A 17,371-nucleotide genomic window follows, 5' to 3' on the forward strand; every position below is an offset into this window, starting at 1 on the left:
ATCGGTCGAGGGCTTAACCAAAACAGCTGACTAAGCAGCTAGTCGCTCCGTCTAGCGGAGATGACAAATATTCTTTACGCAAGTTTCGTATCTAGTTTTCAAGGCGCAAACCACGCTTTGACTGTTTGGTGATGATGGCGGAGGGGACCCACACGTTCCCATCTCGAACACGACCGTTAAGCCCTCCAGCGTCGATGGTACTTGAACCGCAGGGTTCTGGGAGAGTAGAACGTTGCCAAGCAGTACCCCTATTGGGGTGTTTATAACAAAGTTTTGAGGCGAAAGCCTACAATGACGCGGGGTGGAGCAGCCCGGTAGCTCGTCGGGCTCATAACCCGAAGGCCGCAGGTTCAAATCCTGCCCCCGCAACCAATAATTATTATGAGTCATTAGCTCAGTTGGTAGAGCACCTGACTTTTAATCAGGGTGTCGTAGGTTCGAATCCTACATGACTCACCATTGCCTTATTTACAGCGTGCGCGTATGGCGGAATTGGCAGACGCACTAGACTTAGGATCTAGCGGGCGACCGTGGGGGTTCAAGTCCCTCTACGCGCATACCTAGCAAAAAGGATTAAGTTATCACTAACTTAATCCTTTTTGCTTTTGTGCATCTTTCAAGGAAATTTGAATAGAAGTGAACAAAATTGCTAGTATTCACCTTGCTGATTGCAAGTAATTATACGCCATTTTATCTACAATAAAGTCATATCCACAAAGGAGGTTGAGGCAAATGGTACCAGTAACAAAGTTTGTATTAACGCAGGAGATGGTCGAGCAGTTTTATAGGGATGGTTTCTTTTATGCTCCAGGCTTTCTAACAAAAGAAACGGTAGGTGCCATCAATGAGGAGAATGCTGCTCTCGCTAACGAAAGAGGGACTCACAGAAAGAAGAATCATACGGATAAGCCCAGACGCGCATATGCCTTCCAAGTCGCGGCGGCAAGCTGCCGGTACGCCCGGTCGGGCAAACGGTTAGAGGATCGTGTCCTTTTGTCTGGATACGCTAAAGAATAAAACCAGCTGTGAGAAAGCGTTATGTTGCTGCCAGCTTGCGGTAAACGCTTGGCGTCATTCCCAGATGCTCCTTGAAGACTTCGTTGAAATAGCTAGGTGTACTGAAGCCGCAAGCATGTGCTATATCTGTGTTGGAATCTTGCGAATGCATCTACATATGGGCTGCATACTGAAGGCGAAGCCGAATGATAAATTCATTGTGGGTCGAGCCAAGTGGGTCAAGATATGCTCTATGGCTGTTATGACGCCAGATAGGGAGGGAGCTCCGAACGATTGCTCTAAAGAATGGTAGTATCTATGAATTTGCACAAGAATTTGAATGAATAGCGCCTTCTGCTGCAGCTTCCAGCCTGGCTGAGCTTGCTTCTTTTCCTGCAGAGCCTCCAAAGCAAGCCGCATGATGGACATAGCGTGTGGTGAGGCTGCAGGGATTACCTGTGATGTGTTCATCGTAAAGAAAGGGACAAGCAGGCTGTATCCATTCGGGATGAAAGCAACATAATCGAGAGAGAAGGTTCGAACGGACGCAGCAGAAGGATATCCTCAGGATCAGCATAATACCACTCGTTGCCAATCGGATATTTCATAGTGCTATCAAGTGCTATACTGACTTCTAGTGCGGTATGCATATGAAATTCATGCTCCGTGTATACAGCCAGCTTTTCTTCGATGAGGATACCTTGTTCGATCTTGAAGTTCTGATCAAAAAATGATGCAACCACGTAGTCCCTCCTCTCGGTATGGTGAGTTCTATTCCTAAACTACCAGGTAAAAACTGGCTATATATAATTAAACAATTTGTTTGCTTTTTGTTAAGAATCCTGTTATATTACTACTTGTCGCTTAAAAAGAGCGACATGAAATACCTGTTTGCGGAAGTGGCTCAGCGGTAGAGCATCGCCTTGCCAAGGCGAGGGTCGCGGGTTCGATCCCCGTCTTCCGCTCCATTTTATAAGCGCCCTTAGCTCAGCTGGATAGAGTATTTGACTACGAATCAAAAGGTCGGGAGTTCGAATCTCTCAGGGCGCGCCATTTTTACTTACATCATACATAATATGTCGGGACGTAGCTCAGCTTGGTAGAGCACCTGCTTTGGGAGCAGGGGGTCGCATGTTCAAATCGTGTCGTCCCGATCCCAAAAAAGAAGTATAATCAATCAGTAGATAGACTGGGAGATTATGCTTCTTTTCATGTTGTCTGTACGATGGCAGAGTGGAGTCAGTCCGTCATTGCATTGGCTAAAGTAACAAGCTTACTTAGCGTTTTCCAATTTCGCACGGTAGCAGGAACATCGAGCTTCGGAAGGTTATTGGCAAGCTTGGATTTTAGAATACTGTGTTGGTACAGCAGATAGATTTCTCTTCCTTTTGTTCGTAGCTGGTCATCCTCCGTTTGGAACACTTCAAGTCGCGCTAAGCTTTCTTTAGATGGCTCTCTAGGCAGGAAAGCTACGTAAAGACTTTCGGCATCGGACATAGACTCCGCTTCGGCAATTTCGTCTGCGGTGTACGGGCAATTTGCGGCTACGAGATTTAATTCCTCCGCTGTTCTCAAAATCACGGCTAAAGATATATGAAAGACAGCCTCAATTTCATTTTCAATCCGTTTGCGCAACGATTCTTCATTGTCATCCGATTCGAACAATACATTGCCGCTCTGAATATAGGTCTGAACACGAAGCAACCCAAGTTGTTCCAATGTTTTTCTGAGCTCGGCCATTTTGATGATGTTTTTCCCGCCTACATTAATGCCTCGTAATAATGCGATATAGATCGCCATCCAGTTCACTTCTCTCTCTTAATATACACTTATTATACACCAATGCCATTCCCTTAATATCCATACTTTACCATAGAAAAAGTGTTGTTACACGTTAGATAATGGAGGTTAGTGTCAACATGTGTCGAAAGACCCATATGCTTTGCTAGATGGCTCCATGTCCGCTGTGACAAGAATCGACGAATGTGTCTCGCACAAATGCTCAAAATGTGTGAAATTATAACTATTCTAGTAAAAAAATATTAAAATTATGGAAAAAATTATTTATAATAGAGGAGATTCTCCTTAACAAGAAGAACTAGTACTAATTAAATTGTCGGGGCAGTCTACTTGAGAAGAATAAGAGGTAACATCTATGCAGAATTCATTGTTTTTCAAGAATGTGATAAATTCTGATTCCATCTTCGAATCGATCGGCCAATTGAACGATATCGCCAAAAAATCAATAGGCTGTGAACATATCTCTCTTTTTCTAATGGATGAGAAACATCAGATTACCCCTGCTTCTTATTCCGTAAATATTAGTACAGCAGTCATGGAACAGTTAAAGTACATAGTCCTCCAAACACAGTTTTTTTCCCAAATGCCAGAAGGTTCACGTTTGTCGGTATATGAGGCAGATGGAATGCTTCGAGAATACCTTTTAAAATCCAGATACCAATGTATCTATGGATTCCACATAAAGCACGGCCCTTCGTACGGTGCCCTATTATTCTCATTTCCTTCGGATACTCAGTTGAAAGATGATCAATTGCAATTGTGCAATCTCATCAAGCTACATATGGAGCAATTGATTAAAAAGATTCAATTCCGCAAGCAAGTGTTAAAGCAGCAGGCTTACGAAAGTCTTTTTAACACATTAAGGGTGAAAGACAGCTTCACAGTTGATCATTGCTATAATGTTGCTTTCTATTCTACGCTGCTTGGTGCGAAGGCCGGGGTCAGCGAAGCCGAGTTGGAAACTTTGAAACTGGGAGCTTTGCTTCACGATGTGGGGAAACTAGCTATCCCTGATCATATTCTCATGAAGCCGGGCCGTTTAACGGACGAAGAGTTTAATGTCATTCGCCAACATCCCGTGATCGGATTTGAATTGCTGAAGGAACTGCAGGATGTTGAACATCTATTGCCGATGGTAAGGTGGCATCATGAGCGGATGGATGGGCGGGGCTACCCAGATCAATTAAGCGGATCGGATATTCCTTATCTGGTACGGATTGTAAGTATTGCCGATGCGTTCGACGCGATGACATCCACAAGAGTTTACCGGAATTCGCTTCATGTTCATGAGGTAAGAGAACAGCTGCTTACACATGCGGGTAAACAATTTGATGAGAAATTAGTACGGATCTTCTTAAGCATCATCGATGAGCAAATGCAAATGAATGGTTAGTTAAGTCAAAACTATTATCGTAATGAAAGATGGGATAAATGAATGAGCGGTCGTATTCTTATCATCGATGATGAACCTCATAACTTAAATATACTACGTATATTTTTGAATTCGTTACACTATGAAATTTTTACTGTCGAAGATGGGACAGAGGCCCAGGCGATGGTCAAAGAAGTCATGCCTGATCTGATTTTGCTTGACGTGATGATGCCAGAAATTACAGGGTTTGAAATATGTAAAAGCTTGATTGCAGAAGTTGACTTTGATACACCTATTATTTTCTTATCGGCCAATGCGCAGAAAGAAGACATTTTACAAGGACTACGTCTAGGAGCAGTTGATTATTTGACGAAGCCTTTTGATCTGGATGTGCTGGAACGGAAAGTTGAGATCGCGCTCCATCAAAAAGCTAAGATCAAGAACCTGAAGAAAGACAATAAACAGCTTGCCAAGTTGGTCTACGTGGACGCATTAACCGGTCTATATAATCGAGCTTATCTAGATATTACGATCCGCATGATCAGTGAGGGAACTAAGAAATTCCAGGCTGCTATGATGGTGGATATGGACTATTTTAAAGATATTAACGATAATTTCGGCCATCTGGTTGGCGATCAGGTACTGCGGGAAGTTGCTGCAATCATCCAGTCCAAAGTTTCAAGCGATCATGACTTAGCGTTTCGATATGGCGGAGATGAGTACTTGGTATTGCTCCAGAGTGAAGACAATTGTGTTGAGATAGCCAACAGCATTATTAAGGAAGTAGATAGCTTAAAGGTCAGCCTGGCACCTAATAAGATGCAAGAGTTTTCCGTAAGTATTGGATTAACCAATAATTTCGATCCTACCTGTTTTGAGCAAATTATTTCACAAGCAGATGCTGCACTACTCGGAGCCAAAAACAGTGGAAGACATCAAATAAAGATTCGCTAGACAAAGGAGAATGAGGAAAGCATGGTCATGGAGCTTATGAGTTTTCAGAAATTGTTTCAGATGACAAAAGTTATAAATTCGCAATTTGAGCTGTCAGAAATATTGCAGGTTTTCGTTGATGCGATCGCCGGAGAGATTACGCAAGCAGATCTGGTTGGCTTTTTTCTGAAGCAGCCCGACGGGACGTTCAAAGGATATAAAGGCAATAAATTACCTGTTGATATTACAGAATTGTTAATTGATCCGAAAGAGGACGAGTTTGTTAGGGATATTTTGCGAAATCAAGCCAGCGACTACATCTCTGATACGAGTGTAGATCTGCGTTTGGATCAGTCCAAAAGACAATTGCTGAAAATTAAATCCATCCTCGGGATTCCCGTCATCGTCGATAATGAAGTATTTGGTCTAGTATTCGTCCATGACTTCGGTAAACCAATGAATATTACACCAGAGCAGTTGGAAGTCACAGAAGCCTTTGTCAACATGGCAAGTGTGGCCATTCGCAATATCCGGATGTTTGAGCAGCGCCATCTGCTTATGGAGAAGCAACAGCTTCTTCTCGATGCGACGAAAGCCTTATCAGAATCGTTATCCGTTAAAGATGTACTTAACACGTTTTTCTACTATATGCGCAAAGCGAGCGGATCGAAAGATATTGGGATTCATCTCTACAATGAAAAAGAACATACGATTGAGCCTTATCAGTTATCCTCAGAGAACGTGACGATGGATGAATGGAAGGTGAAGCATCGTGAGGTCAAATTAACGATTGAAAACGACCGGCTGTTGTATGAAGTCATCACTGAGAAAAAAGCGGCAGCAATCGAGGATGTTTATGCAGATCCACGGCCTAATCATAAAGCTTTCGTTTCCTTTGATATCAAAAGTATCATGGTATTCCCGCTTGTAGCCAAAGGCTCCGTGTACGGCGTCGTTGCGATCCCATCGATCGGTAAGCAGCGGAAGTATGAAGCTAGCATTTTGGAATTCTGCCAATCCATTTCGGATGCGACGGCAACAGCCTTGTCCAATGCGCAGCACACCGAAACACTGGACCATTCCGTGCATGAGCGATCCATAGAGCTCCAACAAGCTAACTTCAAGTTAGAAGGTCTAGTGCGGGAATTGGAGCATTTGAACGAGCTTAAAAGTGATTTCATAGCGACACTGTCGCATGAGCTGCGTACACCGATTACAGCGGTCAAAGGATCTGTGGATATTCTTGGAAAAGGCATTCTCGGCGATCTCAACGATTCGCAGAAGGATTTACTGGATATTGCGGCTAAGTCAATCGACCGATTGCTTGATCAAGTGAATGAATTACTCGATTTTGCCAAAATGGAAAATGGGAAATTTGAGTTGCTTTACACCGAAGCAGACTTCAATGAAATTGTTAAGGAATCTGTCCATATCGTACAGTCGCTTATTAATAAAAAGAAATTGATCCTAGTCGTTGAGACCGAAGTGGATAAAGATACAGTCGTCAGAGTTGATAAACAGCGCATTCTGCAAATTCTGCTTAATTTACTTTCCAATGCCATTAAATTTACGCCTCCCCTGGGTGTAATTACAATAAAAACGAAATTCGAGGATAGCTTACTCACTGTTGAAGTACAGGACAACGGGATAGGGATTCCTTTTGAGAAGCAGAAAAATATCTTTACCAAGTTCTATCAGGCGAATAATCAAATCAATGGGACAGGCCTTGGACTTGCGATTTCGAAACAGCTGATAGAGCTGCACGGCGGCCGCATTTGGTTCGATAGCAATGAAGGTCAAGGTTCGGCATTTAAATTTACATTACCCATTGGAAAGGAGTAACGAAGATGCGGGCGATTGAAGTAGGATTGAGATTTCTTGTGCAGCAAGGAGTAAAGTATGTATTCGGTATTCCAGCGGGCTCTATCAATGCTATTTATGACGCCCTGCTGGATATCCCCGAGCTTAAGCCGATTGTAGCCAAGCATGAGAACAGCTCCGGTTATATGGCGGGTTCTTATACGAGGATTACCGGTGTTCCATCGCTTTGTGTAGCTTCGAGCGGTCCAGGAGCGACGAATCTGGTAACGCCGGCTGCGAATGCTTGGAAACAGAAGCTGCCCGTTATTTTCATAACGGGTTCTGTTCCATCGACCAAGCTAGGCAAGGGCGGCGCGCAGGAGTTGTACGCGGAGCCAATCTTTGCTTCGATCACGAAGATGAGCAGGACGGTGCTTGATCCACATGAGCTGCCGGAGATTCTGGCAGAAGCGTATCACACAGCGATTAGCGGTGTGCCGGGGCCTGTTCATCTAGCGATTCCGATTGACATTCAAATGAAGGATATCGGAGAGAGAGAGCTCCCGGTGCTGCCTGCTTTGCAGCAGCCCGTTATAGATTTGGCGGCTGCCCAGGCGGCTGCGCAGCGAATAAAAGCAGCCGGCTCTCGGGGAGCTATTTTGCTCGGAAATGGGGCAAAGGCGGCTTCGGACAGCATCGTGCAATTTGCTGAAACGCTTGGTTGGGGCGTTGCGACCACGCCACGGGGTAAGGGAGCATTCCCTGAGGATCACCCGCTGTCCCTAGGGGGATATGGCCTTTCAGCCAACTGGAAGGCAAGCGAATATTTGAATGGCGGCACCCACGAAGTGCTGCTTATCATTGGGTCAAGCCTTGGCGAGCTGGCGACAAGCAACTGGGAGCCGCGTTTGGTTACAGGCCGCGAGCTGATTCACATCGATTATGACGCTAGTGAGCTGGGGAAAGTGTATGAGACCCATTACCCGGTGCACGGGGAAATCAAGCTGGTTATCGCGGAGCTGCTTGAACAGCTGTCGGAAGATGGACAGAAGGATGAAGCAGCTGTCAGCGATGCATTCGCTGGTTTGGCAGAGGCTGCAGCAGCTGCCGAGCCTGGCGAGGAGAAGTGGAATACGCGGTCTGCCATTCGCGGACTAAGTGCTGCGGCACCGAAGAATGCACGCTTCTTTCTAGATATCGGAGAATTCATGACCTACTCGATTCAAAATGTGTTGATCGAAAGCGGACAAGAGTTCGATATCGATATCAATTTCGGAGGCATGGGCTCCGGTCTAGGCGGAGTTCTCGGCGCTCAGCTAGCAGAGCCGAACAGGCCAACGATTTGTATGACAGGCGACGGCTGCTTCTTCATGCATGGCTTAGAAGTGCTGACAGCGAAGGAGTATCAGCTTCCGATCCTTTTTGTTGTCATCAATAATGCCCGATTGGGAATGGTCTATCATGGGCACATGCTGCAATACAAACGATGCCTCGATGATTTCTCGCAAGAGCGCGTAAGCATCGCAGGAATTGCCCGATCCCTTGGACTGCGTCATGCTGAGATTACATCGCTCGATCAATTGCAGAGTGAACATGTGACCGAGTGGCTATCACATGGGGAACCAGTGGTTATAGAAGTTATCGTGGACGGGAACGAAATTCCTCCTATGGGGGAGAGAGTGAAGTTTCTGCAAGGAGCAACGTATTAATTGGAGTTGCTGATTTAAGCTCTTGGATGCTTGCATCCGAGAGCTTTTTTGCATGCAGGAGGAAGAATATTGTATTCTTGGTTCTGGAAATGATATGGTTATAGGGAGCAAGAACACTAAGGAAGGGGCGCTTCATCCATGTTGAAACGAACCATAGGTCGTTTGAATTACGAAAGCTCAGTCGTTATGTTTGGAGCCGCAAGTCTTGGCAATGTGAAGCAAGAGGAAGCGGACGCGTCAATTGCTTATGCCTTGCAGCATGGGGTGAACCATTTCGATACAGCGGCCAGTTATGGCGATGCTGAAGTGCGCATGGGGCCTACAATTAGTCAGGTGCGCGGAGATATTTTTCTAGCTACGAAAACAGGGCAAAGATCGAAAAAGGAAGCGAAGGAAGAGATTTATCGTTCTTTGGAGCGTATGAAAGTGGATTCCGTTGATTTGCTTCAGCTGCATGCCGTGGGTTCAATGGAAGAGCTGGACCGCTGCACAGAAAAGGGCGGTGCCTTGGAAGCGGCTTTGGAAGCGAAAGCCGAAGGCATTGTTAAGGAAATTGGCATTACGGGACACGGGCATGATGCGCCTGCTGTTCATTTGGAAGCGTTACATAGATTCCCTTTCGCTACGGTACTGCTGCCGCTGAACTATTATATGTACAGCTTGCCGCCGTATCGCGAGGCTTTCGATGCTTTGATGGAAGAGGCCGGCAAGCAGCAGGTGGCTGTGCGAGTCATTAAAGCCATCGCTAAGGGGCCATGGGCCGAAGGGCAGGAGCGTCCTTACGCGACGTGGTACGAGCCGTTTGACCAGCAGCAGGTAATTGATGCTTGTGTGCATTTTGTGCTATCGTTCCCGGGAATTTGCGGGTTCGCTAGTGCAGGGGACGTTCATTTGTTCCCGAAAATTGTTGAAGCCGTTGAGCGATATGGTGCGATGAAAGATGAAGAGGCCGAGCGCATCTTGAGCGGGCTCAGCGGGTATACCTCTGTTTTTGGAGCGCCAACCTCGATCGCATAAGTAAATAAACGCGTTTTCTCCGTAGGGGGAGAGCGCGTTTTTTGTTTTTTTGAGGCATATTTAGCATGCCGCGTTAGCAAATTGACATGAATTGGACTTACTTATGCGTCGCTAATTTTAGGCCGAGGACGAATACCTATAGCGAACATAAGGGGGAAGGTAAGATGGTTAAACGATTGTGGACAAGTAAAAGGTTCTGGCTAATAAGCCTAGCCATGTTTTTAGCCGGCGGCGTAGCTGTATTCGCAGCTTGTTATACATACATTCGCGGGCTCGATGTTTCGAAATTAAATCAGCCGCTGCCTGAGGCAACGCTTGTGCTAGATAAGAACGGCAAAGCGGCGGCGCAGCTGTCTGCTTCTAAGATTGACCCTGTACCGATATCGCAGATGCCTAAGGCGCTCACGGATGCCGTTGTGGCCGTAGAGGATCGAAGATTTTATGAGCATACAGGCATCGATCTTAAGTCTATTTTTCGTGCGGTAGCCCGTGATGTGGTGCGAGGCAGCTATTCGGAAGGTGCAAGTACAATTACTCAGCAGCTGGCACGGAACCTTTTTCTCAATGCAGATAAAACGCTGGGGAGAAAATTACGCGAAGCCGCGTACGCGATCAAAATCGATACGACGTACAGCAAAGATGAAATTCTGGAGATGTATTTGAACAGTATTTATTTTGGGGAAGGCAGCTGGGGTGTGCAAGGGGCGGCTAGGACCTATTTTAATAAAAATGTACAAGACTTAACGTTGCCAGAAGCAGCCGTGCTTGCCGCTTTACCTAAGGCGCCGAGCCGGTACTCGCCCTTTCAGGACGAAGCGCATGCGCTAGAACGCAGGAACACCGTGCTGGTATTAATGCGCGATGAAGGAAAGATCACGCCGCAGGCGTTCGAGAGCGCAAAGGCGGCAGCGATTGGTGTCGTGAAGTCAGATAAAAGCAATGATCTGAAAGGCAAATACCCCGCATATGTCGATGCGGTCATTAATGAGGCTGTTCGCGTGTACGGCTTCACGGAAGAGCAGCTATTAACAGGAGGCTTACGCATTACAACAGAGCTAGAACCTACTGTGCAAAACGCGGTGACGGAAGTTTATAAGGACGACAGTCTCTTCCCAGAAAGCAAGCCGGATCAGCTTATCCAGAGCGGCGCGGTCATTGTAGACCAGCGGACTGGCGGTATCCGAGCTTTGGCAGGGGGGCGGGGGGAAAGCGTCTTCCGGGGTTTCAGTCATGCTACGCAGCTGAAACGGCAGCCGGGATCGACTTTTAAGCCGATTGCCGTGTACGGTCCTGCGCTGGAGCAAGGCTATAAGCCGTTTTCAACCCTGTATGATGGGCCATTAAACATTGAAGGGTATCAGCCTCAAGATTGGGATCATCAATCGCGAGGGCAGGTGACGATGCAGGAGGCAATCGTTTCTTCCTGGAATGTGCCGGCTGTGTGGCTGCTTCATGAGGTCGGCATTGATCGCGGGCTTCAATTTGCCAAATCGCTGGGCATCACATTGCCCGCTCAGGACCGTCAACTAGGCATCGCGCTAGGCGGACTGTCGGAGGGGGTCTCACCGCTCCAAATGGCACAGGGCTTCAGCGCGTTTGCCGCTAAAGGGGATTTTCACGAAGCACACACGATTACGAAAATAGAAACTAGCACGGGCCATTTGCTCGTACAAGCTGCTCAAAAGGGCGTGCAGGTGATGAAGCCTGAGACGGCCTATGCGATGACATCGATGCTCCAAGTCGCTGTAAGGGAGGGCACAGGGAAGAATGCTGCGATGAACCGCCCCGTTGCGGGGAAATCAGGTACCACTCAGCTGCCGCAGACCAAGGAGTTCGAGGGGATTAGCAGCGGCAGCGCTAAGGATGCCTGGTTCGTGGGGTACACACCAGAGCTCACGGCTGCCATTTGGGTCGGTTATGACCGCACGGACAAGACCCATTATTTAACGACTTCCGGCGGAGCTGTGCCGGCTGTTTTATTTCGTGAGATGATGACGCGGGCGCTAGCTCAAGCACCTGTTGTGGTGTTTGATATGCCCATAGTGGGGGCGGAGGAAACATCTTCGTCTACGGATAAACCCGAGAAGGAGCCCGGTAGAGGGCCTGGGAAGTGGCCAGATAAAAAGCCGGACAGAGGTCCAGATAAGGGACCAGAGGATCGGAAGCCTCCCGAGCGCGGACATGGAAAAGAGAGGGACTAATACTGCATTGAGTTGCTACTGACGGTAACGCCGATTCCTCCTGCTATTCCCCGCGATTGATCCACTTTTGGTGAAGTAACTACAGTTTCTACCGCTAATTTCACTAGATCTAGCAGGTTTCGCCTACAGATTCGCAATTTAGATGGAGTATCTACCGCTACTTCATTCCCTGCCACTGAGCAGCGTGGATTAGCGGTAGTTTTTCCATCTATTTGATTCGAGGCACAGCACCTCAATCGGTTCTCATATGAAGGCTCATACCGAAAAAGCCGCCAGCTCCATGGGAGACTGGCGGCTTTCTTATTCTAGTCGTCGTGATGGCTGTTGCCACGCGGTTTCGCATCATTTTTACGCTCATCGTTGTGATCGTCTTTAGCTTTTGGTCCGCTTTTAGGCTCATTTTTGCGCTTATCATCAAGATCGTCATCCGATTTCTTTGGGGCCAGCTGTTGTTGCTGTTGTTGCTGCTGCTGCTGATCCCATTTGGTTTTCATATGGACATTCAATTTATTCGCGTCCAAGTTGTAGTGCTGGGCAAGCAGCCCTGCAATTTTCTGCTCAGCATCGGATGATTTGAGATCGATCGAAGAAAGCAGCTTCTGGATCCACTGGGCAGCTTCCTCCCCTTTCAGGTGAATCGTACCGGAATCTTCAGGCTTAATGCTTAGATCGTATGTCATTCCTTTAGCATCCTTGGATTGCCCCATGTGCAGCTTGAAATGCTTCCCGTCGACGTTAAGATCCATACCCTGCAGGTCTGGATAAACGTCATTATCCGGCTGGGCTGGCTTGGTGCTAGCTTCCGGCTTTGGAGTAACAGGCGTTGGAGTGGATGTCGGTACCTCCGTTGCAGCCGGACTCTGAGTAGGTTCCGGAGTCGCAGAAGCAGCCGGGGATGTCGCAGGCACAGTAGGAACGGTGGATACTGCCTTGACATAGGCAGCCTGCTGCTTGCTATTGAGGATTAATTCAATCTGATCTCCCGCATGCAAGTCGGTAAGCTGGGCTTTTTGATCATTTTTGAAAACCCACACAGATTTAGCTAAAGTCACTGTTTGGTCCCCACTGTCTGTAGTTACAGTGACGGCATCCGTACTCGTAGATTTGAACGTGCCGCCCACCGAAGTAGAAATGGCTGAGTTAGGCGAAGTTGATGCATAGGCTGTCCACCCGCAAACTAACAAAGCCACCAGCGTGATAGAAACAATAATAAATGGTAATCTTTTGCGCATGAGAAAACACCTCCACTAACACCTTTCGGCATAGGGGGGTGTTTTGGGACGGTCTCAGGGCTTTTTAGTCGCTTTGCAGACGCTGCATGAACTCTTCAGCCGCACTGTAGCCCTGCTGGCGCAAATACCAGCTGTTAGCCGCAGCCTCAACAAGTCCGGCAACGTCGCGTCCTGGCTGCAGTTGGATTTCAATATGCGGAATTCGGATATCCATATAATCCGTGAAAGCAGGCTCAAGCTCCAAATCGTTGTTGAGCGTATGCTCCTGCCACTTGGTCAGCTCGATGTCGAGCACGATCCGTGTTTCATCTTGGAACGCCTTGCGGCCATAGAGACGCGATACGTTAATAAGCCCGATGCTGCGCAGCGCAAGGAATTCCTTCGTCTTTCCGTTGTGTGTGCCCAGCAGGGTCTCCGGGCTGATTTTTTTCAGCACAACGATATCATCGGCAACGAGGCGGTGTCCTCGGCGGATCAAGGTGTGGGCGGTTTCGCTTTTGCCAACACCGGATTTGCCACGAAGTAAAATGCCAATCCCGGATACGTTGACGCAGACGCCGTGAATGGCAATCTCTTGTGCCAAGGATTTGCTGAGATATAAGTCAACGAGATCCTGGAATTTACTGGTTGACGCGGCTGTACGGAGAAGCGGAATACGTTCTTCTTCGCAATATTTCGTTAAATATTTCAAGCCTTCCTGGTTTCTCGTTACGACAAAACAAGGTGGATGATATTTGACAATATTACCGATATGCAGATTTCTTTCATTTTCGGTGAGCTAGTGCAGATAAGTAATTTCTTTTCGGCCTAAGAGCTGCACGTGTTCTTGCGGGAAATATTCGAAGTAACCGACAAACTCAAGGCCAGGACGATGCGCCTTCGTTTTGGTAATCGGACGGTGCAGTTCCGAGTGTCCGGCAAGTACTTCGAGCGAGAAGCGCTCGACTAAATCTTTCACTGTGACGGGCTTCACAACCTGTCCCTCCTTCATAAAATGCGAATTCCATAATATTCGCTTACTACCCGCGATAGTCCTGCTATGAAAGCGTTTGAATATGTCATTTTAGTACAGAATGTGTCAAAATATGCATTGCTTTTGGAAGCTTCATTGGTATGATAGAAGCAAGAAGTTAATATGGAGGTAAGTCATATGGATGCTTATAAAAACTGCCAAAGCTGCGGTATGCCACTAGCACGGGATGAGCAAGGTGGAGGAACGGAGAAATCGGGAGCGAAGAGCAAGGTGTATTGCAGTCATTGCTATCACAACGGCGAGTTTACACAGCCTAATTTAACGGTTGAGCAGATGAAGGATATCGTGAAACAGAAGATGGTGGAGTTCGGATTTCCCCGTTTCCTAACAGGGCTTTTCACACGAAATATTCATAAGCTGCAAAGATGGTCCGCGAACAAATAACGAAAAAGACGCCCTATGCAAGAAGCGCATAGAGCGTAGGCCATGATGGTCATTTCGTATGTTTATGTAAAAGCAGCTTACCTGTTGTAGCCGCATTTTTTCGCAAGTGTTGGCCATGTTGAGAGAAACATGCCTTCCCACCGGTCTTCAGGCAATACCATGATCCATCTTGCGATTTGATCCAAGCCCATGTCACATAAAGTTTGAACGACTTCTTCTCTTTCACAGCTCGTTTTTAATGCTAACATCTCAAAACCACCTCATCAATTGTATTCAAACAATTATGCATATGCGGCGGCGAGAGGGAATGTGACGATTTTTCATAAAAAAGTAAAAGAGGCCATGCAGTTGAATGCTGCACAGCCTCTTTGTGGTTTGCAAATTAGGCGGATTTGGCTACTTCAAGTGATTGCGAAGGCTAGGCTCGACCGATTGCAGCACTTGCTCCAGCTGAGCGTCGGAGACGTCCGTTTCACCGTACCGAACTTGATTGTAGGCCGATGTAATCGCATGAACGGTTTCGAGCGGCAGCTGCTTTCCTGAGCTTAAATCTTTTTCCGTTTCATTAGGGGTCAGGGTTTCCTTATACGTATATCCGTTCTGAGCAGCCCGCTCGATCAAGATCCGGTAGAGAAAACGGACGCGCTCCCGATTGTTCGGTAGAAGCGACCATTTCCTCGCATGGTTTCTTTCCTTGTTCCTTCCTTTCCTGACTTGCTGCCACCACAAGCGGGGAAGTCCTTTCCAATCGACAAGCGCCTCTTTCTCATCAATGAAGCCCTCGGACTCCGCCTCTTGCTTGCTGCTGAGAGACCGGTTCATTAAACGTCTTAAGAAGGCATTCACCACGGGTAGCAGCTTAGTTACGATCACATAAATCGCAAGGACGATCAGCGCGATAACGATCAGATAGCCGAAGACGACCTGAATGTAGTGAAACAAGGCGTCCAGCCAGCTTGGTTCTCTAGCTTCGGCCGGTGGCAGAAGCGGCGGCGCAGCGGATGGGCTGGGCTCAGGCGGTGCTTCCGGCGGCGGATCGGATTGCATAAGACGAAGCAGCCATGCGATTACAGCGCGTAAACCGGCAACGATGCCTTGCCGAAGCTGCTGGAAATAGCTAGCGACGAAGATAAAGGCAATTAAGACCGTTAACCAAATGCGGCTCGAGCGCTTCACGGTCTCCGACAGGGACGAAGAGGCGGCTCGCTCATCGCTGGCGAGTGTCGCCGTCAGCAGCCCTGTTCGCTGCATAGCAAAGAAGAAGATGATCAACGAGACGAACCCTAAGCCATTCAACCAGCCCATGTAAGGCTGATAAGATGCCTGATGTCCCATGATCGGAACACCGATGAAATACAACGAGCCTGCGACTGCAAAGGAGGCTCCGGGAAAGATGGCATGCCAGCCGTCTTTCGTGCAGCGAATACCGCGATAAGCGAGCACCATGCCGATAACGGCACAAGTCCAGCTATGCCAGTTGTTCCCTTGGAACAGGCAGGCTGCTGTAAAGCCGACTAATGCACATCCGAGAAGCTCGTAAATTTTGCGAGATAGCCAAGTAATGCGTCCCAATAAGCTGCCTGCCACGAAGACAAGCATGAACTGCAAGATCAGCTGCCAGAGATGTATCTCTGACAAATAAAGGTGTGTAGTCACTACAAGGGGCGAGAAAAGAAGGAGTTCAGCTCCTGCGAACAGGAGGGAATACCCGAAGACTCGAAGATAAGTATCCCTAGCCTTGTTAACTTGCTGAGCTTGCACCTGAAGCGGCGTTGACATCAGATGGACTCGCCTCCTTTTCATGAAGGGTTAGAAGCCCATGCTGCAAGGGAACGATAAAGACGGTATGCCCCTGCGCTTCAAGTCGCTGAATGCTATCTTCAATCGCATCGGAAACGAAAGCCGTCAGCAGAATAATATCCAGGGCACTCCCTTCCTGCAAAGTGCTCTCATCCAGAAAGTCGCTGCAGGAACGGGTATAGGAGATGGCCAGCTTGGCCATCGTTTCGAACAGGTATTCCAGATGCGGGTGACCGCCAGCAGGAGAGATGTGCACAGGGATGCCAGGCTGCCCGATGAGAGAACCGTTATAGCCGAAGCCAACAGGAATCCCTTGGCTGATGGCATATTCAGCCAACGTGGCGGCATAGGATAAGCCTTTCTCAACTAGCTCCGGATCGCTAACAGCATCCCACATGGTTGCGGTTATTTGGGTATTGACGATGATAAGCAGCCTTGGGTCCGCCGTGAACTCCCGATTGTAGACCTGCAGTCTCTGGCTGCGGGCAGTGGCTTTCCAGTGAATGCTGTTCATCGTATCGCCGTAGCGATATTCGCGAACACCGGAGACAAGGAACGGATCAGGCATAATCCATCGCTTCACTGTAACATCTCCTTGCCAGCGGCTGGATAGAAGCGGGATGTCATCCCGGCTTACCAAGCGCGGGTACACAAGGAGCTCCAAATCGGTGCGCTGACTCTTCGTTGCCGCATGCATGCCGGCCAGATCTCCGATGGAAGCGGATACGGTTTCAAGCTTATACCAGCCTCGCTGCGCACATAATACCTGGTGGCGTCTGACGATGCGGGTATACGGCATCAGACTGAAAAGACTGCGATGATTCTGGAACATCGCTCCGCTGCTCACGGCAAGATTGCTTTGCTTGGCAAAATGTAGCCCGGCATGAATCGTGGATTCCAGGCGCAGCCAAGGAACCGGAGCGAGCTTGCGGTTCTGAATCGTTTCGATCATTTCGATGCGATCACCTGCATGGCAGTGTGCCCTATTGAATGATCGTTTAATCGAAAGACCGCGAAACCCCCAACGGTTGAATAAGGCATGCTGGAGAAGGTACACAAGGCCGGCGATGATTAGGATCCAGGAGATGCCCATC

General features: G+C 47.9%; 16 protein-coding genes, 6 tRNA genes, 1 rRNA gene and 1 pseudogene. 15 read left to right on the forward strand and 9 right to left on the reverse strand.

Translation table 11 applies throughout. The features are described 5' to 3' along the window. The first annotated feature begins 124 nt into the window (after nt 1-124). The 5 genes from rrf (at nt 125) to AC58UW_RS30825 (ending at nt 1,017) form a co-directional block, all read left to right on the forward strand. Nucleotides 125-241: ribosomal RNA gene (gene rrf, locus AC58UW_RS30805) — 5S ribosomal RNA — on the forward strand. A 54-nt stretch (nt 242-295) separates the two neighbouring features. Further along, nucleotides 296-372 (forward strand) — tRNA-Met (locus AC58UW_RS30810). 11 nt (nt 373-383) lie between these two features. Beyond that, a tRNA-Lys gene (locus AC58UW_RS30815) sits at nt 384-459 on the forward strand. Between the two features lie 18 nt (nt 460-477). Continuing rightward, nucleotides 478-557, forward strand: a tRNA-Leu gene (locus AC58UW_RS30820). Between the two features lie 175 nt (nt 558-732). After that, a complete protein-coding gene (locus AC58UW_RS30825) occupies nt 733-1,017 on the forward strand; it encodes a hypothetical protein (RefSeq protein WP_497424372.1) in 285 nt (94 codons plus the stop codon). Nucleotides 1,018-1,036: 19 nt separating this feature from the next. On the opposite strand, the gene AC58UW_RS30830 is transcribed toward AC58UW_RS30825, so the two are convergent. The 3 genes from AC58UW_RS30830 to AC58UW_RS30840 are packed head-to-tail and all read right to left on the reverse strand — an operon-like array spanning nt 1,037 to nt 1,739. Further along, a complete protein-coding gene (locus AC58UW_RS30830) occupies nt 1,037-1,168 on the reverse strand; it encodes a helix-turn-helix domain-containing protein (RefSeq protein ID WP_497424373.1) in 132 nt (43 codons plus the stop codon). Then, nucleotides 1,138-1,467 carry a hypothetical protein gene (locus tag AC58UW_RS30835; RefSeq protein WP_497424421.1) on the reverse strand — a complete coding sequence of 110 codons (330 nt, stop codon included), beginning with the start codon at nt 1,465-1,467 and terminating at the stop codon, nt 1,138-1,140. Before AC58UW_RS30835 ends, AC58UW_RS30830 begins: the two co-directional genes overlap by 31 nt. Continuing rightward, nucleotides 1,464-1,739, reverse strand: a complete 276-nt coding sequence (locus AC58UW_RS30840) for a hypothetical protein (protein ID WP_497424374.1) — start codon at nt 1,737-1,739, stop codon at nt 1,464-1,466. The genes AC58UW_RS30835 and AC58UW_RS30840 overlap by 4 nt, the downstream gene beginning before the upstream one ends. Before the next feature lie 150 nt (nt 1,740-1,889). Here AC58UW_RS30840 and AC58UW_RS30845 point away from each other — a divergent pair. From AC58UW_RS30845 to AC58UW_RS30855, 3 genes are all read left to right on the forward strand, one after another. After that, nucleotides 1,890-1,964: transfer RNA gene (locus tag AC58UW_RS30845), tRNA-Gly, on the forward strand. An 8-nt stretch (nt 1,965-1,972) separates the two neighbouring features. Further along, nucleotides 1,973-2,049 (forward strand) — tRNA-Arg (locus tag AC58UW_RS30850). Between the two features lie 27 nt (nt 2,050-2,076). Then, nucleotides 2,077-2,150, forward strand: a tRNA-Pro gene (locus AC58UW_RS30855). Nucleotides 2,151-2,235: 85 nt separating this feature from the next. On the opposite strand, the gene AC58UW_RS30860 is transcribed toward AC58UW_RS30855, so the two are convergent. Beyond that, complete coding sequence (locus AC58UW_RS30860; RefSeq protein ID WP_497424375.1) at nt 2,236-2,796, reverse strand: DUF1697 domain-containing protein; 561 nt, start codon at nt 2,794-2,796, stop codon at nt 2,236-2,238. Between the two features lie 355 nt (nt 2,797-3,151). On the opposite strand from AC58UW_RS30860, the gene AC58UW_RS30865 reads away from it, so the two are divergent. From AC58UW_RS30865 to AC58UW_RS30890, 6 genes are all read left to right on the forward strand, one after another. Further along, nucleotides 3,152-4,189: an HD-GYP domain-containing protein gene (locus AC58UW_RS30865; protein ID WP_497424376.1), complete on the forward strand. Its 1,038-nt coding sequence runs from the start codon at nt 3,152-3,154 to the stop codon at nt 4,187-4,189. A 42-nt stretch (nt 4,190-4,231) separates the two neighbouring features. Next, complete coding sequence (locus tag AC58UW_RS30870; protein WP_497424377.1) at nt 4,232-5,122, forward strand: GGDEF domain-containing response regulator; 891 nt, start codon at nt 4,232-4,234, stop codon at nt 5,120-5,122. A 60-nt stretch (nt 5,123-5,182) separates the two neighbouring features. After that, nucleotides 5,183-6,943 (forward strand): sensor histidine kinase, encoded by a 1,761-nt coding sequence (locus AC58UW_RS30875; RefSeq protein WP_497424378.1) that lies wholly within the window; start codon nt 5,183-5,185, stop codon nt 6,941-6,943. Between the two features lie 5 nt (nt 6,944-6,948). Continuing rightward, nucleotides 6,949-8,610, forward strand: a complete 1,662-nt coding sequence (locus tag AC58UW_RS30880; RefSeq protein ID WP_497424379.1) for a thiamine pyrophosphate-binding protein — start codon at nt 6,949-6,951, stop codon at nt 8,608-8,610. A 138-nt stretch (nt 8,611-8,748) separates the two neighbouring features. Then, entirely contained in the window at nt 8,749-9,627 is an 879-nt protein-coding gene (locus AC58UW_RS30885) for an aldo/keto reductase (protein WP_497424380.1), read from the forward strand. Nucleotides 9,628-9,791: 164 nt separating this feature from the next. Further along, on the forward strand, nt 9,792-11,828 hold the full coding sequence (locus AC58UW_RS30890) for a transglycosylase domain-containing protein (protein WP_497424381.1): 2,037 nt from the start codon (nt 9,792-9,794) through the stop codon (nt 11,826-11,828). Between the two features lie 305 nt (nt 11,829-12,133). Here AC58UW_RS30890 and AC58UW_RS30895 read toward each other — a convergent pair whose 3' ends face one another. Together AC58UW_RS30895 and hprK are read right to left on the reverse strand one after the other, a co-directional pair. Further along, the gene (locus AC58UW_RS30895) at nt 12,134-13,060 is read right to left on the reverse strand and encodes a hypothetical protein (protein ID WP_497424382.1); all 927 of its coding nucleotides are present in this window, start codon (nt 13,058-13,060) and stop codon (nt 12,134-12,136) included. Between the two features lie 64 nt (nt 13,061-13,124). Beyond that, a pseudogene (gene hprK, locus AC58UW_RS30900) lies at nt 13,125-14,033 on the reverse strand (HPr(Ser) kinase/phosphatase). A 177-nt stretch (nt 14,034-14,210) separates the two neighbouring features. On the opposite strand from hprK, the gene AC58UW_RS30905 reads away from it, so the two are divergent. Next, nucleotides 14,211-14,477 (forward strand): zinc ribbon domain-containing protein, encoded by a 267-nt coding sequence (locus AC58UW_RS30905; protein ID WP_497424383.1) that lies wholly within the window; start codon nt 14,211-14,213, stop codon nt 14,475-14,477. A 77-nt stretch (nt 14,478-14,554) separates the two neighbouring features. Here the strand turns inward: AC58UW_RS30905 and AC58UW_RS30910 are convergent, their stop codons facing one another. From AC58UW_RS30910 to AC58UW_RS30920, 3 genes are all read right to left on the reverse strand, one after another. Beyond that, complete coding sequence (locus AC58UW_RS30910) at nt 14,555-14,725, reverse strand: hypothetical protein (protein WP_315956040.1); 171 nt, start codon at nt 14,723-14,725, stop codon at nt 14,555-14,557. 148 nt (nt 14,726-14,873) lie between these two features. Beyond that, entirely contained in the window at nt 14,874-16,256 is a 1,383-nt protein-coding gene (locus AC58UW_RS30915; RefSeq protein WP_497424384.1) for a DUF4129 domain-containing protein, read from the reverse strand. Continuing rightward, complete coding sequence (locus tag AC58UW_RS30920; RefSeq protein ID WP_497424385.1) at nt 16,219-17,370, reverse strand: DUF58 domain-containing protein; 1,152 nt, start codon at nt 17,368-17,370, stop codon at nt 16,219-16,221. Before AC58UW_RS30920 ends, AC58UW_RS30915 begins: the two co-directional genes overlap by 38 nt. Nucleotide 17,371: the final 1 nt, after the last annotated feature.

It is taken from the genome of Paenibacillus sp. J22R160, assembly GCF_059692135.1.

Coding starts and splice junctions, on each gene's coding strand:
- AC58UW_RS30825 (WP_497424372.1), top strand. CDS start 733: ATGGTACCAGTAACAAAGTTTGTATTAACGCAGGAGATGGTCGAGCAG.
- AC58UW_RS30830 (WP_497424373.1), bottom strand. CDS start 1,168: ATGCATTCGCAAGATTCCAACACAGATATAGCACATGCTTGCGGCTTC.
- AC58UW_RS30835 (WP_497424421.1), bottom strand. CDS start 1,467: ATGAACACATCACAGGTAATCCCTGCAGCCTCACCACACGCTATGTCC.
- AC58UW_RS30860 (WP_497424375.1), bottom strand. CDS start 2,796: ATGGCGATCTATATCGCATTATTACGAGGCATTAATGTAGGCGGGAAA.
- AC58UW_RS30865 (WP_497424376.1), top strand. CDS start 3,152: ATGCAGAATTCATTGTTTTTCAAGAATGTGATAAATTCTGATTCCATC.
- AC58UW_RS30870 (WP_497424377.1), top strand. CDS start 4,232: ATGAGCGGTCGTATTCTTATCATCGATGATGAACCTCATAACTTAAAT.
- AC58UW_RS30875 (WP_497424378.1), top strand. CDS start 5,183: ATGACAAAAGTTATAAATTCGCAATTTGAGCTGTCAGAAATATTGCAG.
- AC58UW_RS30880 (WP_497424379.1), top strand. CDS start 6,949: ATGCGGGCGATTGAAGTAGGATTGAGATTTCTTGTGCAGCAAGGAGTA.
- AC58UW_RS30885 (WP_497424380.1), top strand. CDS start 8,749: ATGTTGAAACGAACCATAGGTCGTTTGAATTACGAAAGCTCAGTCGTT.
- AC58UW_RS30890 (WP_497424381.1), top strand. CDS start 9,792: ATGGTTAAACGATTGTGGACAAGTAAAAGGTTCTGGCTAATAAGCCTA.
- AC58UW_RS30895 (WP_497424382.1), bottom strand. CDS start 13,060: ATGCGCAAAAGATTACCATTTATTATTGTTTCTATCACGCTGGTGGCT.
- AC58UW_RS30905 (WP_497424383.1), top strand. CDS start 14,211: ATGGATGCTTATAAAAACTGCCAAAGCTGCGGTATGCCACTAGCACGG.
- AC58UW_RS30910 (WP_315956040.1), bottom strand. CDS start 14,725: ATGTTAGCATTAAAAACGAGCTGTGAAAGAGAAGAAGTCGTTCAAACT.
- AC58UW_RS30915 (WP_497424384.1), bottom strand. CDS start 16,256: ATGTCAACGCCGCTTCAGGTGCAAGCTCAGCAAGTTAACAAGGCTAGG.
- AC58UW_RS30920 (WP_497424385.1), bottom strand. CDS start 17,370: ATGGGCATCTCCTGGATCCTAATCATCGCCGGCCTTGTGTACCTTCTC.